Here is a 13682-nt window from a genome sequence, read left to right on the forward strand (position 1 = left end):
CGCGCTTACTTGGCCTTGGCCACCGCCTGGTTCCAGGCCGTCACCACGGCTTCGTATTCCTTGGCCGCCGCATCCTGGCTGACCGGGAAGATCTTGATGCTATTGAAGTCGGGCAGGGTGGTCAGGCTGGCCACCGCGATGTCGGTGCGGGTGGGGCGACGGAAGTTCTTCACCAGCTGCGCTTCCTGAGCTTCCTTGCTGAGCAGGCCGTCGTACAGCGCCTTGGCGGCGTCCAGGTTCTTGGCGCCCTTGATGATGAACATGCCTTCGGGCGCCAGGTAGCTGCCTTCGGACGGGTACACCAGCTTGATTTCCTTCTGGCCGCCGGCCACGTATTCCTGGGCGGCGTATTCCAGCGTCATGCCCACCGCGTATTCGCCTGCGGCCACGCCCTTGTAGGTGGTGCCCGACGACGCCGTGACCACGGCGTTGGCGGCGATCTTGTCCAGGCCTTCCTGGCCGAACTGCTTGTACAGGCCATAGACCAGCATGTAGGCCGTGCCGCTCTTGGACGGATCGGTGATGGCGAACTTGCCCTTCCATTGCGGCTGCATCAGGTCGGACCAGGTGGCCGGGGCCGGCAGGCCCTTCAACTGGCGTTCGTTGACCATCAGCACCATGATGTGCACGTTGGTGCCCACCCACAGGTCGTCCGGGCCGCGAAATTCAGCGGGAATCTTGTCCAGGTCGGGCGAACGGTAGGGTTGCAGGTGCTGGCGGTAGGCGCCCAGCGTGCCGAAACCGCCGCTCCAGAACAGGTCGCCGCGCGGGTTCTGCGCTTCGGCCTCGATGCGCTTCATCATCGTGCCCGTGCCGCCGGTGACCGGTTGCACGTTCAGCTTGGGCGACTTGGCCTTGACGGCGTCCAGCGCGGTTTCGATGGTTTCGGTGTTGTTGGACGAGTACAGGACCACGTTCTGGGCGTGCAGGGCGCCCGAGGCCAGGGTGGCGGCCAACAGGCCGGTTTGCAGGAGGTGTTTGAGGTGCATGGGTCGCCTTTGGTGGGTGTGGGTTATTTGCCGGAGAACAGCTTGATGCGGAACGCCTTGACCGACACGATGATGGGCAGCACGATCACCGTGACCAGCGCGGCGCCGTAGGCCGAGGCCATGCCCAGGCGGCCGCCGTCGACCTGCCGGAAAATGGCGATGGGCATGGTTTCCAGGCCGCCGCTGTAGGCCACGATGGACGCCGACAGCTCGGAAATCGTGGTCAGCCACATCAGGATGGCGGCCGAGATGATCGAGGCCTTCATGGCGGGCAGGATCACCTTGAAGAAGGTCATCAGCGGCGATACGCCCAGGCTGATCGAGGCTTCTTCGATGGAATCGGGAATGTTGAACAGCACGGACGAGGCGTTGCGCACCGCGAACGGCAGGCGCCGCACGGCATAGCACAGCACCATGATGCCGGACGTGCCCGCCAGCACCAGCCAGCCGGTGTTGAAGGTCTGCACCAGCGCAATGCCCAGCACCGTGCCCGAGATGGTCAGCGGCAGCACCACGATGTAGTCCAGCACCTGCGTGAAGGCGCTGCGCTTCTTGATGGTCAGGTAGCTGACCAGCACCGCGAAGGCCACGCCCGTCACGGTGGCCAGCGAGGCGAACTTCAACGAATTCAGGATGGGTTCCGGCGCGCCGTGCAAGGCCCGCTGCATGCTGGCCAGGGACCACGAGCCCCATTGCATCACCGGCCCGCTGGTCTCGGTGAACGCGGCCACGAAGACGATGATGAGCGGCAGCATCGACACCAGGATCACCAGGCCGACGCCGCCCGTGTAGAGCAGCGCGGTCCACGAGCGCACCCGCCGCGCGACCGGCGCGCGGCCCTGCGTCATGGTGTAGACCTTGCGTTCGACCACGCGTTTCTGGATGAACAGCACGATGGCGACGATGGCGATGGACACGACCGACATGGCGCTTTGCAGCGTGGGGCTGCCGCCCATTTCGCTGACGAAGGTGTTGTAGGTCATGACCGACAGCAGCGGCACGCGGCTGCCCAGCAGCATCGCCAGCGCGAAGTTGCCCACCACCAGGGTGAACACCACCAGCGCGTTCACCAGCACCGCGGGCAGCAGCACCGGCACCAGCACGCGCAGCTTGGTCATGAAAGGCGGCGTGCCCAGGCTGAGGCCGGCCTCTTCCAGCTGGCCGTCAAAGCCGCGCAGCGCGGCCAATACGCCCAGGTAGATGTAGGTGTAATACACCAGCGTCATCGAGAACACCATGCCCGTCCAGCCGTAGAACGACGGCAGTGAGATGCCCGCATCGCCCAGCAGGTTGGTCAGGATGCCGTTGTTGCCCAGGATCAGCAGCCACGACTGGCCCACGATGATCTCGGGAATCACGATGGTCAGCACCGGCAGGATGGCCACCAGGTTCTTGAGCGGGAAGTCGTAGCGCGCCACCATGTAGGCGAACGGCACGCCCACCAGGATGGTGCAGGTGGTGACCGCCAGGCCCAGCACCAGCGTGTTGCCGAAGGCCTCCAGGTATTGCGAGTCGGCCAACAGGGCCTTGAAACCTTCCAGCGAAAAGCCGCCGTCCTGGCCGGTGATGCTGTTGCTGAACAGCACGCCAAGCGGATACAGCACGAAAAACAGCAACAGCGCCAGGCTGATTGCGGTCAGGATGCCCCAGGGCCACCATTTGATCTTCATGGCGCGGGCGTCCTCAGGCGTTCACGACGCGGCTGTCGGCGGGAATCAGCACCTGCACCGATTCGCCGGGCTGGAACTGCGCCACCATGTTGCCCGCGTGCAGTTCCACGCGGATTTCCGAACCGTTCTGCAGTTCGATGCGGTAGGCGGTCTTGAAGCCCAGGTACTGGCGCCGCAGCACCTTGCCGGGCAGCGTGTTCGGCACATAGGGCGCCGGCGCCATCAGGGCCAGTTCCTCGGGGCGGGCGATCAGCACGGCGCGGTCGGCCAGGTCGGCGCCACCAAGGGTGCCGTCAAAGCCCAGTCCGCACAGCTCGTAGCGCACGTGGCCGGCCGGGGCGCCGGCCAGGCCTGCGCGGGCGGGCACCGGGATCACGTTGGCCGAGCCGATGAAGTCTGCCACGTAGGCATTGACGGGCGTACCGTAAAGCTCTTCCGGCGTGCCCAGCTGGGCGATGTTGCCGCTGTCCATGATGGCGATGCGGTCGGACATGGCCAGCGCTTCTTCCTGGTCGTGCGTGACGAACACGGTGGTGATGCCGGCTTCGCGCACCAGGTCCAGGATGACGTCGCGCATCTGCAGGCGCATCTTGGCGTCCAGGTTCGAGAGCGGCTCATCCATCAGCAGCACCCGCGGCCGGATCACCAGGGCGCGCGCCAGCGCCACGCGCTGGCGCTGGCCGCCGCTCATCTGGGCCGGGTAGCGGTCGGCCAAGGCCAGCAGACCCACCTTGTCCAGCGCCTCGTTGACGCGGCGGGTGGTTTCCGCACGCGCCACGCCGCGGGCTCGCAGGCCATAGGCGACGTTGTCGAAGGCGCTCTTGTCCGGAAACAGCGCGTAATCCTGGAACACCATGCCGATGTCGCGGCGGTGGGCGGACACGTGGGTGACGTCGTCCTGATCGAACAGCAGGCGGCCGCCATCGGGTGCGTAGAAGCCGGCAATGCAGCGCAGCAGGGTGGTCTTGCCGCAGCCGCTGGGGCCCAGCAGTGTATAGAACGCGCCGTCGGGAATGTGCAGCGACAGGTTGCGCAGCACTTGCTGGCCGCCGAAGGTCTTGATGATGCCGTCTACCGTGATGGATGCCATGTGAGGTTCCTGCCTGTGATTGACGGCATCATAGGCAGGCCCATCGCCCGCCACCAGCAGCGTTTTTTAAGGCGAGTCGTTAGATTTTCTAAGAGGTCGGGGGCGCCGCAATCCCCTAGAATGCGGCTCATAGCGAGGGTGCATTGCAATGCGCCGGGCAAAAAAATAGATGACAAGGGAAAACGTGGGAAAGAGCAGCAGAGCCTTGCGCCGTCGCGGCGCGCGGGCGGGCGTCGCCTGAGATGGCGGGCCAGAGCCTGCCGCCGCTGAAGGCCTTGCGGGTGTTCGAGGCCGCGGCGCGCCTGCGCAGTTTCACCGCGGCGGCCGACGAGCTGAGCATCACGCACAGCGCGGTCAGCCAGCAGATACGCATTCTCGAAGACTACGTGGGCCAGCCGCTGTTCGCGCGCGAGGCGCGCGGTGTCACGCTGCTGCCCTGTGCGCAGGCGTATTTCCCCGAGGTCCAGGCCAGCCTGGAGCGTATCGCCGTGGCCACGGCCAAGCTGCGTTCGCCCAGCTACGGCGGCATGCTGCGCGTCAGCGCCACGCCATCCCTGACCATGAAATGGCTGATTCCGCGCCTGTCGGCGTTCCAGGCGCGGCATCCCGGCGTGGACGTGCAGTTGAGCACCCAGGGCCGTTCGTTCCTGGATCGCGGCGACGACGCGGGCAGCGACGTGCTGATCCGCCACGGCTACCTGGCGCATCCCGAGATGGCGTGCGTGCATTGCCTGGATGATTTTCACGTGCCGGTGGCGTCGCCGCGCTTCATCGAGCGCAATCGGCTGGCCGCGCCCGCCGATTGCCTGCGTCATCCGCTCTTGAAGGTGGCGGGCGGCATGGATCACTGGCCGCGCTGGTTCGCGCTGGCCAAGGTGGACGTGCCGGCGCAATTGCCCGGACCGGTATTCGACCATCAGTTCCTGTGCATGCAGGCCGCCATGAATGACCTGGGCATAGCGCTGGCGCCATGGTGCCTGCTGCAGGACGACCTGCAGGCGGACCGGCTGCGGCCCGTGTTTCTCGAACCGCGCCTGCCCAACGCCGGCGTGCATGCGCTGTACCGCCAGGAAGGGTCTGCGGCCGCGGCGGCGCGGCATTTCATCGACTGGCTGGGCCGCGAGGCCGGCCATCCGCTGCCTGGGCAATAGCCGTTCGCACCCCGTTCATCCTCGACCCGACTTATCCAAGGACCCACTTCCATGCAAGCTTTCCCCGACGCCGCCGGCCTGCACTGGCGCGGCATCACGCCGCCGCTTTCGCTGTCCGACTACAAGGTCATTGCGTTCGATATGGACTCGACCCTGATCGCCATCGAGACCCTTGACGAGATGGCCGACCTGATGGGCAAGAAGGCCGAGGTGGCCGCGTTGACCGAAGCGGCCATGCGCGGCGAGATCACCGACTACAAGCAGAGCCTGCGCGAGCGTGTGGCGTTGCTGGCGGGCATGCCGCAGGCGGGGCTGGACGAGGTCTACGAACAGCGCCTGCGGCTCAATCCCGGCGTCGAAACCCTGATCGCCGCGTGCAAGGCCGCGGGCCTGTTCTGCCTGCTGGTGACGGGCGGCTTCACCTGCTTCACCGACCGGCTGCGGGTGCGCCTGGGGTTGGACGACGTGCGCGCCAACGTGCTCGAAATCGAAGACGGCCGCCTGACCGGGCGGCTGCTGCCGCAACCCTGGGGCGACCTGTGCGACGGCGAGGAAAAACGCCGCAAGTTGCTGGAGGTGTGCGCGGCGCTGGGTGTGGGCCCGGAACAGGCGATTGCGGTGGGTGACGGCGCCAACGACCTGCCGATGCTGCGTACCGCCGGACTATCCGTCGCCTACCATGCCAAGCCCGCGGTGCGCCAGCAAGCCAAGGTCGCCATCGACACCGGCGGCGTGGATCAACTGCTGCGTCTGTTCGCCGCAGAATAAGCATTGAAACCGCGCGATCTGCGGATGTAATCTAGCCGCGACCCCACGGATTTACGGCGTGACCGCAGCCTGCGCAAGACGGTGCCCGGCATTGTTGCCGGCAACGGATTAAAGCTTTCTTCGAAAACGCCGTAAACAGAGAAGGAAGGGCATACCGTCTTTCCTTGCTCGCTAGCGCGAAGGAAATGACATGGCCATTTCTCGATCCGTCCGTGCGTTGCTTGTTTCCTGTGCCTTGGTCCCCGCTGCCGCGTTGGCGGCGCCGTCCGGCGGCACCATCCACTTCCAGGGCATGATCACCGAGCCGGCCGATTGCCGGGTGCAGGTCGCCGGGCCGCCACAGGCGCCGACAGCACTGGCGCGTTGTCCGGTGCCGGCCGGGCTGGCTGCGACCGATCCCGCCGCCTGGCAGGCGTCCAAGGTCAGCGTCAGCACCCGCACGCTGGTGCTGCGGGCCGATGCCCAGGGCCGGCCGCTGCAATATGGCCAGGTCGTGACGCTGACCTACCAATAGCCAGCGCCCATTAACCAGTCCCCCATCGCCAGCCCTTGCATGCCCCGCCCACGGACCGTGGGCGGGATCGCAGGCTCAGGCCGTGATCAAGCCAGGAATCTTCACGTCCGGGTTGACGTCGGCCTGGTAGTCCACGCCCTCGATCTCGAAGCCGAACAGGCGCAGGAATTCCTGCTTGTAGCCGGCAAAGTCAGTCAGTTCGTAAAGATTGCCGTCAGTGACCTGGTGCCACAGGGCCTGCACCTGGGCCTGCACGGCCGGGTCCAGTTCCTTGTAGTCGGCGCGCAGGCGGCCTTCGGCGTCCAGGATGGGCGCATCGCCGCACAGGCTGTCGCGATACAGGCCGTAGACCTGTTCGATGCAGCCTTCATGGGTGCCGTGCTGCTTCATTACCTTGAACAGCAGCGACAGGTACAGCGGCATCATCGGGATCGCCGAACTGGCCTGCGTCACAACGGCCTTGAGCACCGATACACGGGCGTCGCCGCCACGCGCGGCCAGCTTGGCGCGGATGTCCAGCACCTTCTGGTCCAGGTCTTTCTTGGCCGCGCCGATCGAGCCGTTCCAGTAGATGTCGTGGGTGATCTTTTCACCCAGATAGGTGAAGGCGGTGGTGGTGGCGCCTTCGGCCAGCACGCCGGCCTCGAGCAGCGCGTCGATCCACAGTTGCCAGTCGTCGCCGCCCATCACGGCCACGGTGCCGTCGATCTCGGCCTGGGTGGCCGGTTCCAGCACCGATTCCTTGATGACTTCCTTGTCGGTATCCAGCCCGCGCAGGTTCACGGCGTGGCCGATCGGCTTGAGGGTCGAGCTGAAGACTTCGCCGGTCTTGGGATGCGTGCGGCGCGGCGCGGCCAGGCTGTAGATCACCTGGTCGACCTGGCCCAGGTCGGCCTTGATGGCGGCAATGGTCTGGGCCTTGATGGCGTCGGAAAACGCGTCGCCGTTGATGCTCTTGGCGTACAGCCCTTCGGCGCTGGCGAACTTGTCGAAAGCGGCGCTGTTGTACCAGCCCGGCGTGCCTGCCTTGGCCGCGTCGCCGGGCCGCTCGAAGAACACCCCCAGGGTCTGGGCGCCGCAACCGAAGGCCGCGCTGATGCGAGCGGCCAGACCGTAGCCGGTGGACGCGCCGATCACCAGCACGCGCTTGGGCCCCCCGGCAATCGGACCCTGGGCGCGCACGTAGTCGATCTGATTCTTGACGTTGGCCTCGCAGCCGACGGGATGGGTCGTGACGCAGATGAAGCCGCGCACGCGGGGTTTGATGATCATGTAGACCTCGTTCTGGGAATGCCGGGAAGGCCTGCCGCCCTGCAGGCGGCAAGCGCCGAGCATTGTACGGGAGTGGGTTAGCGGGCGTCGGCCGCCGCGGCGGCAGCCGCCAGGGCGCGGCCGCGGCGCCATTCGACCAGGCCGATGCCGATGCCGCTGGCGCAGATGATGGCGATGCCCAGCCAGGTCAGCGGGTCGGGAAAGTGATCCCAGACCAGCCAGCCCACCGTGGTGGCGCTGATGATCTGCAGGTAGATGAAGGGGGCCAGCGTGGAGGCCGGGGCGCGGCGGTAGGCAGCGATCTGGAACAGGTGCCCCAGGCCGCCGGTGACGCCGGTGGAAATCAGCAGGGTCCAGTCCAGCGGCGTCAGCGCCTGCAGCACCGGCAGGGCGGGGGGCAGGATGAAGGGCAGGGCCAGCGTCAGGCAGCCGGTGCCCACCGCGCCGCTCCAGATCAGCGAGGTGAAGGGGTCATCGCCCGCCACGCGCCGCGTGGCGATGAACTGGGCGGCAAAGCAACAGGCCGTGATCAGGCCGAAGATCGTGCCCACCGGATGCAGGCCGCCGCCCGGGCGGATCACGATGACCACGCCGATGAAGGCGATGCCGGCCGCGACGAAGCGCGACAGACGGGCAGGTTCTTTCAGTATCCACGGGGCCAGCGACAGCACCAGCAGTGGCGCCAGGAAATTGATGGCCGTGGCTTCGGCCTGGGGGATGTAGCTGAGGGTGGTGAAGAACATCAGCGTGGCCAGGAACATCGAGCCGCCGCGCAGGATCTGTTCGCGCGGCTTCTTGCTGCGCAGGATGCCCGCCCCGCGGGTGGGCAGCACCAGCGCCAGCACCAGCACCAGGTGCACCGCATAACGGAACCACGACAGCACCAGCAGCGGCACCCCGGCATTCATGACCCATTTGCCGCTGGCATCCAGGCACGACAGCGTCCACATCGACGCCACCAGCAGCAGGATGCCGACGAGCGGACCGCTGGCGGCAGGGGCGCCGCGACGCGGGCGACCGGTATCGGCCGGGGACATGGACAGACTCCTTGTGCGCAATGGGGCCGCGGGCGAGGCCCCGGGGCGGCTGACATGATACGCTCATCGCGCCGGGGGAAAAGGCTCATGATCGAACTACGCAACATAGAAACATTTTTTTGGGTGGCCACGCTGGGCAGTTTCCGCGCGGCCGCGGACAAGCTCAACACCACGCAGCCGGCGGTGTCGCAACGCATCGCCTCGCTCGAGGCGGATCTGGGCGTGCGATTGTTTGAACGCGACGCCCGCGGCGTCAAGCTGACGGGCAAGGGCCACGAACTGCTGTCGCACGCCGAACGCATGCTGCAGGTGCGGCGTGACATGTTCGAGGCGGCCCGCGCGCAGAACGTCATGACCGGCACCGTGCGCATCGGCGTGGCCGAAACCATCGTGCAGACCTGGCTGCCCACGCTGATCGAACTGGTGCACACCACGTACCCCGCGCTGGTGCTGGAAATCGAGGTCGACACGACCCACGTGCTGCGCTCGCACCTGATGGCGCGGCAGATCGACCTGGCCTTCCTGATGGGGCCGGTGCTCGAGGCGCGGGTCGAGAACCTGCCGCTGTGCACCTATCCGCTGGCCTGGGTCGCCAGTCCGCTGCTCGACCTGGGCCCGGAGCCGCTCACGCTGGAACGCATCGGCCGGCTGCCTGTCATCACCTATCCTTCCAACAGCGCGCCTTACCGCGTGGTGCGCGACATGTTGACCCGTGGCGGCGTCACGTCGCCGCGCATGTATGGCAGCGCGTCCATGTCGATGGTGGTGCGCATGACCCAGGACGGCATCGGCACCAGCGTCATCGCGCCGGTATTCCTGGGCAAGGAACTGGCTCGCGGCGAGCTGCGCATCCTGCAGGTGGATGCCGACCCGCTGCCCGAATTGAGCTTCACCGCGACCTGGGTGCAAGGCCCGGACAGCCACGCGGTCAGGCTCATTGCGCAGATGGCGCAGAAGGTCGCGGCGCAGGCCGGAGACAGCATTCCCGCCTAGGTGTTTTCCCCGAAGGGCGCAGCGCGGCCGATGTGAATGGCGGCCTATGCATGTTTACGTCCGACAGTCCGAATCGGCTGCAAACCCGCATGGGTATTGGCTTTGCGGATTGCAGCCGGGACGGCGGCGGCGAGACCCAAGAATTATTTATACCCCCACATCGCAACATACGATTGGACGCTGCGCGTCCCTGACGCTGCAATGGCGGCAGATCAGAAAAAGCCTGGATACACAGTGCGGGGGAAAGCCATCACTCCTCTGACGTTTCGATTCCTATCCGCGTGCGATCAGGGTAACGGGGACCTGCGCGCGGCAGACCATCCCGCCAGCTAGGAGTTTCAGTCCATGAAGAAGTCGCTTGTTTTAGCCGCCATCGCCGCCAGTCTGCTCGCCGGCGCCGCCCAGGCGCAGGACCTGCCCAAGACCCACCTGAAGGTCGTGGGCGGCCTGTCCAACCTGACCGCCTATAACGACTACGAAAAGCCGTTCTGGACCAAGACCGTGCCGGAACAGTCCAAGGGCCAGGTGACGGCGGACATCAAGGGCTTCAACGAAATGGGCCTGAAAGGCCCGGAGCTGCTGCGCCTGATGTCGACGGGCGTGGTCGAGTTCGGTACCGCGACGCTGTCGTACTTCGCCAGCGACAACCCCATCAACGAGGCCATCGACCTGGCCGGCCTGGCGCCCGACGTGCAGACGGCCCGCGCCGTGACCAACGCGTTCGAACCGGTGTATGCCCGCCTGTATGGCGAAGGTAATAACGTCAAGCTGCTGGGCATTTCGACCTATCCGGCGCAGGTGTTGTTCTGCAATGCCGAGATCAAGGGGCTGGCCGACATCAAGGGCAAGAAGGTCCGCACCAGCAGTCGCACGACGGCCGAGTTCGTCGAGGCGCTGGGCGGCTCCAGCGTCACGATGGCGTTCGGCGAAGTGGTGCCGGCGCTGCAGAACAAGGTGGTCGATTGCGCCATCACGGGTTCGCTGTCGGGCTATTCGGCCAAATGGTACGAAGTGTCGACCCATCTGGTGGCGTTGCCCATCAACTGGAACCAGCAGATCCACGCCGTCAACCAGAAGGCCTGGGACAAGCTCGACCCCAACGTCCGCACGTTCCTGCAGGCCAACGTGAAGACGCTGGTCGACAATATCTGGGACGCCGCGGCGCGCCAGACCCAGGAAGGCTATGACTGCAACACGGGGGCTGCCGCGTGCCCGTTCCCGGTCAAGGGCAAGATGGTGCTGGTGCAGCCGTCCGACGCCGACCGCGCCTTGCTCAAGAAGGTCACGCAGGAAGCCGTGCTACCCAAGTGGGCCGCCCGCTGCTCGGCGCAATGCGTCAAGGACTTCAACGCCACCGTCGGCAAGACGCTGGGTGTGACGGCGAGCAAGTAAGCGCCGGGGCGCGCCGCCGTGGCGGCGCGCCCGTCATCTTCATCCAGGCCGAATCCGGCCGCAACAGGTTCTTCCCATGACCCGATCCGAACACCTCCGCCTGCTGGGCGGGCTGCTGCGGCGCGCCGAGAGTTTCTCGCGCGCGGCGGTATGGGCGGGCGGCGCGCTGACCGTCGCCAGCGTCCTGCTCATTTCCTTTGACGTCCTGGCCCGCAAATTCCTGGGCTTCAACACCGGCGGCGCGGACGAATTGTCCAGCTACGCCTTCGCCATCAGCACGTCGTGGGCACTGGCCTTCGCCACGCTGCAACGCGCCAACGTGCGCGTGGACGTGCTCTACCAGATGTTGCCGGTGCGCGTGTCCGCACTGCTGGACTGGCTTTCCATGGTGGCCTTGGCGGTCTTCATGGTGTTCCTGACGTACTACGCCTTCGAAGTGGTGCAGACCTCCTGGGCGCAGAAGTCCGCGGCCAATACGCCGCTGGCCACGCCGCTGTGGATCCCGCAAGGGCTGTGGCTGCTGGGGCTGGCCTGGATGTGCGTGACCGTGGCCTTGATGCTGGCGCGTGCGTCGGCGGCTTTGGTGACGGGCGACCTGGCGCTGGTCAAGGAGATCTGCGGCGTGCGTTCGGCGCAGGAAGAGGCCGACGAGGAAGCCGCCGCCGGTGAACGCATGGTCAAGGGAGCCGCAGCATGATCGCCACCGCCCTGACTCTGCTGCTGGTGCTGATCGGCCTGTCCATTCCCGTGGGCGCCGCCCTGGGCGTGCTGGGCCTGATCCTGGACCCGCTGTTTTCCATGCTGCCGCTGTCGCGTGCGATCGGCGAAATCTCGTGGAGCACGAACAACGAATTCCTGCTGGTGGCCATTCCGCTGTTCATCATGCTGGGCGAGGTGCTGCTGCGCGCCGGGTTCGCCGAGCGCATGTACGGCGCGATGAGCCTGTGGCTGTCCTGGCTGCCTGGCGGCCTGATGCACGCCAACATCGGCGCATCCACGCTGTTCTCGGCCACGTCCGGGTCCAGCGTGGCCACGGCCGCCACCGTGGGCACCGTGGCGATTCCGCAGATCCGCAAGTATGGCTACAACGAGCCGCTGTTCCTGGGCAGCCTGGCGGCCGGGGGCACGCTGGGCATCCTGATTCCGCCGTCCATCAACCTGGTGATCTACGGGGTGCTGACCAATTCGTCGGTGCCCAAGCTGTACCTGGCCGGCATCATCCCGGGGTTTGCCATGGCGGCACTGTTCATGCTGACCGTGGTGGTGGCCTGCGTGGCCAAGCCGTCCTGGGGCGGCAAGAAGATCCAGGCCACCTGGGGCGAACGCTTCGCCAGCCTGGTGCACCTGGCGCCGCCCATGGGCATCTTCCTGCTGGTGGTGGGATCGATCTACGCGGGCCTGGCCACGCCCACCGAAGCCGCCGCGCTGGGCGTGCTGGGTGCGCTGATCCTGGCCGCCTGGTTCCGCCGGCTGACCTGGACGATGCTGCGCGAAGCGATGGAAGGCACCATGCGTTCGACCGCGATGATCATGCTGATCGTGGTCGCCGCCAGCTTCCTGAACTTCGTCATGTCCGCCACCGGCCTGACCGACGCGCTGACGCAGTCGATCACCGGCCTGGGGCTGTCGCCGGGCTGGATGCTGCTGATCGTGATCGTGTTCTACCTGGTGCTGGGCTGCTTCATGGAGACCCTGTCCATGATGATCACGACCATTCCCATCGTGGCGCCCATCATGATCGCGCTGGGGTACGACCCCATCTGGCTGGGCATCATCATCATCATCCTGGTCGAGGCCGCGCTGATCACGCCACCGGTGGGCCTGAACCTGTTCGTGGTGCAAAGCCTGCGCAAGAGCGGTTCGATGAGCGCGGTGATCGTCGGCAGCCTGCCGTTCGTGGCCGCGATGTTCGTGATGCTGGCGCTGCTGTCGTTCTGGCCGGACCTGGCTTTGTGGCTGCCGCGGGTGTTCGGCTAGCACCGGCTCCGCATTGCCCGGGGCGCGGCCAGGCGCCGTGCCCGTTTCCCTTCTTTTTCCATTCGCAGGATAGTCATGAAAGCCGTATTCCAGATTCAAGCCGACGTTCCCCGCCAGATCGAGGTGGACGTCAACACCCTCATCGTGGCCGGCTGGGCCGGACGCGATAGGGCCGCGATCGAGCACCATATCGAAGAGCTGGCCGCCATCGGTGTGCCGCGCCCCAGCAGCGTGCCGCTGTACTACCGCATCGCGGAAAACCAGCTGACCCAGGGCGAGCGCGTGCAGGCGCTGGGCGGCGATTCGTCCGGTGAGGTCGAGACTTTCGTGTTCGCGGCCGGCGGCGAGATGTACGTGAGCATCGCGTCCGACCACACCGACCGCAAGCTGGAGACGGTCAGCGTGGCCATGTCCAAGCAGGTCTGCGTCAAGCCGGTGGCCGGCAGCGCCTGGCGTCTGGCCGACGTGGCCGACTACTGGGACGAACTGATCATCCGCTCGTGGATCGTGGAGAACGGCGAACAGGTGCTGTACCAGGAAGGCCCGCTGGCCTCGCTGCGCACGCCGCAGGAACTGATCGCCGGTTACACGGGCGGGGCCGCCGTGCTGCCCGAAGGCGCCGGCATGACCTGCGGCACGGTGGGCGCCATCGGCGGCATCCGCGCCGCGGCCGAGTTCACCATGGAGCTGCATGATCCGCGTCGCCAACGCAGCCTGCGCCACCGTTATCATGTCGAAAGCTTGCCCGTGGTGGCCTGACCCCCGGCTATCGTCTTGACAGGCAGGGCGCGCCCCGGCGGGGTGCGCCAGTGTTATTTCCGTCCGTATT

13 protein-coding genes are annotated in these 13682 nt (G+C 66.3%); 8 read left to right on the top strand and 5 right to left on the bottom strand.

All coding sequences use genetic code 11. The features are described from left to right. Positions 1–5: 5 nt before the first annotated feature. Genes AC3WMR_RS10790 through AC3WMR_RS10800 form a run of 3 tightly spaced genes read right to left on the bottom strand, consistent with a single transcriptional unit; the run spans position 6 to position 3749 of the window. A complete protein-coding gene (locus AC3WMR_RS10790; protein WP_492263087.1) occupies positions 6–989 on the bottom strand; it encodes an ABC transporter substrate-binding protein in 984 nt (327 codons plus the stop codon). Positions 990–1012: 23 nt separating this feature from the next. Further along, the gene (locus AC3WMR_RS10795) at positions 1013–2659 is read right to left on the bottom strand and encodes an ABC transporter permease (protein ID WP_492263088.1); all 1647 of its coding nucleotides are present in this window, start codon (positions 2657–2659) and stop codon (positions 1013–1015) included. A 13-nt stretch (positions 2660–2672) separates the two neighbouring features. Further along, positions 2673–3749, bottom strand: coding sequence for an ABC transporter ATP-binding protein (locus AC3WMR_RS10800; protein ID WP_492263089.1), 1077 nt, complete (start codon positions 3747–3749; stop codon positions 2673–2675). A 242-nt stretch (positions 3750–3991) separates the two neighbouring features. Between AC3WMR_RS10800 and AC3WMR_RS10805 the strand changes: the two genes are divergently transcribed. The 3 genes from AC3WMR_RS10805 (at position 3992) to AC3WMR_RS10815 (ending at position 6182) form a co-directional block, all read left to right on the top strand. Beyond that, positions 3992–4900 carry a LysR substrate-binding domain-containing protein gene (locus tag AC3WMR_RS10805; RefSeq protein ID WP_492263090.1) on the top strand — a complete coding sequence of 303 codons (909 nt, stop codon included), beginning with the start codon at positions 3992–3994 and terminating at the stop codon, positions 4898–4900. A 51-nt stretch (positions 4901–4951) separates the two neighbouring features. Continuing rightward, positions 4952–5668, top strand: coding sequence for a phosphoserine phosphatase SerB (gene serB, locus AC3WMR_RS10810; protein ID WP_492263091.1), 717 nt, complete (start codon positions 4952–4954; stop codon positions 5666–5668). Between the two features lie 190 nt (positions 5669–5858). Further along, positions 5859–6182 carry a hypothetical protein gene (locus tag AC3WMR_RS10815; protein ID WP_492263092.1) on the top strand — a complete coding sequence of 108 codons (324 nt, stop codon included), beginning with the start codon at positions 5859–5861 and terminating at the stop codon, positions 6180–6182. 75 nt (positions 6183–6257) lie between these two features. On the opposite strand, the gene fabV is transcribed toward AC3WMR_RS10815, so the two are convergent. Both fabV and AC3WMR_RS10825 read right to left on the bottom strand, forming a co-directional pair. Beyond that, entirely contained in the window at positions 6258–7454 is a 1197-nt protein-coding gene (gene fabV, locus AC3WMR_RS10820) for an enoyl-ACP reductase FabV (RefSeq protein WP_492263093.1), read from the bottom strand. A gap of 77 nt (positions 7455–7531) precedes the next feature. Next, the gene (locus AC3WMR_RS10825) at positions 7532–8491 is read right to left on the bottom strand and encodes a DMT family transporter (RefSeq protein ID WP_492263094.1); all 960 of its coding nucleotides are present in this window, start codon (positions 8489–8491) and stop codon (positions 7532–7534) included. An 87-nt stretch (positions 8492–8578) separates the two neighbouring features. Here AC3WMR_RS10825 and AC3WMR_RS10830 point away from each other — a divergent pair, with 87 nt between their 5' ends. From AC3WMR_RS10830 to AC3WMR_RS10850, 5 genes are all read left to right on the top strand, one after another. After that, complete coding sequence (locus AC3WMR_RS10830) at positions 8579–9484, top strand: LysR family transcriptional regulator (protein WP_492263095.1); 906 nt, start codon at positions 8579–8581, stop codon at positions 9482–9484. 345 nt (positions 9485–9829) lie between these two features. After that, a complete protein-coding gene (locus AC3WMR_RS10835; protein WP_175218157.1) occupies positions 9830–10876 on the top strand; it encodes a TRAP transporter substrate-binding protein in 1047 nt (348 codons plus the stop codon). A 76-nt stretch (positions 10877–10952) separates the two neighbouring features. After that, positions 10953–11573, top strand: a complete 621-nt coding sequence (locus AC3WMR_RS10840) for a TRAP transporter small permease subunit (RefSeq protein ID WP_492263096.1) — start codon at positions 10953–10955, stop codon at positions 11571–11573. After that, entirely contained in the window at positions 11570–12853 is a 1284-nt protein-coding gene (locus AC3WMR_RS10845; RefSeq protein WP_492263097.1) for a TRAP transporter large permease, read from the top strand. Before AC3WMR_RS10840 ends, AC3WMR_RS10845 begins: the two co-directional genes overlap by 4 nt. Positions 12854–12928: 75 nt before the next feature. Next, positions 12929–13612, top strand: a complete 684-nt coding sequence (locus tag AC3WMR_RS10850) for a DUF2848 domain-containing protein (RefSeq protein WP_492263098.1) — start codon at positions 12929–12931, stop codon at positions 13610–13612. The last annotated feature ends 70 nt before the right edge of the window (positions 13613–13682 follow it).

The sequence above is a fragment of the Achromobacter sp. FW305-C-28 genome (genome assembly GCF_058783235.1).

What these genes read in the sequence shown, in the direction of transcription:
- AC3WMR_RS10790 (WP_492263087.1), bottom strand. Translation starts at nt 989, where the DNA reads ATGCACCTCAAACACCTCCTGCAAACCGGCCTGTTGGCCGCCACCCTG.
- AC3WMR_RS10795 (WP_492263088.1), bottom strand. Translation starts at nt 2,659, where the DNA reads ATGAAGATCAAATGGTGGCCCTGGGGCATCCTGACCGCAATCAGCCTG.
- AC3WMR_RS10800 (WP_492263089.1), bottom strand. Translation starts at nt 3,749, where the DNA reads ATGGCATCCATCACGGTAGACGGCATCATCAAGACCTTCGGCGGCCAG.
- AC3WMR_RS10805 (WP_492263090.1), top strand. Translation starts at nt 3,992, where the DNA reads ATGGCGGGCCAGAGCCTGCCGCCGCTGAAGGCCTTGCGGGTGTTCGAG.
- serB (WP_492263091.1), top strand. Translation starts at nt 4,952, where the DNA reads ATGCAAGCTTTCCCCGACGCCGCCGGCCTGCACTGGCGCGGCATCACG.
- AC3WMR_RS10815 (WP_492263092.1), top strand. Translation starts at nt 5,859, where the DNA reads ATGGCCATTTCTCGATCCGTCCGTGCGTTGCTTGTTTCCTGTGCCTTG.
- fabV (WP_492263093.1), bottom strand. Translation starts at nt 7,454, where the DNA reads ATGATCATCAAACCCCGCGTGCGCGGCTTCATCTGCGTCACGACCCAT.
- AC3WMR_RS10825 (WP_492263094.1), bottom strand. Translation starts at nt 8,491, where the DNA reads ATGTCCCCGGCCGATACCGGTCGCCCGCGTCGCGGCGCCCCTGCCGCC.
- AC3WMR_RS10830 (WP_492263095.1), top strand. Translation starts at nt 8,579, where the DNA reads ATGATCGAACTACGCAACATAGAAACATTTTTTTGGGTGGCCACGCTG.
- AC3WMR_RS10835 (WP_175218157.1), top strand. Translation starts at nt 9,830, where the DNA reads ATGAAGAAGTCGCTTGTTTTAGCCGCCATCGCCGCCAGTCTGCTCGCC.
- AC3WMR_RS10840 (WP_492263096.1), top strand. Translation starts at nt 10,953, where the DNA reads ATGACCCGATCCGAACACCTCCGCCTGCTGGGCGGGCTGCTGCGGCGC.
- AC3WMR_RS10845 (WP_492263097.1), top strand. Translation starts at nt 11,570, where the DNA reads ATGATCGCCACCGCCCTGACTCTGCTGCTGGTGCTGATCGGCCTGTCC.
- AC3WMR_RS10850 (WP_492263098.1), top strand. Translation starts at nt 12,929, where the DNA reads ATGAAAGCCGTATTCCAGATTCAAGCCGACGTTCCCCGCCAGATCGAG.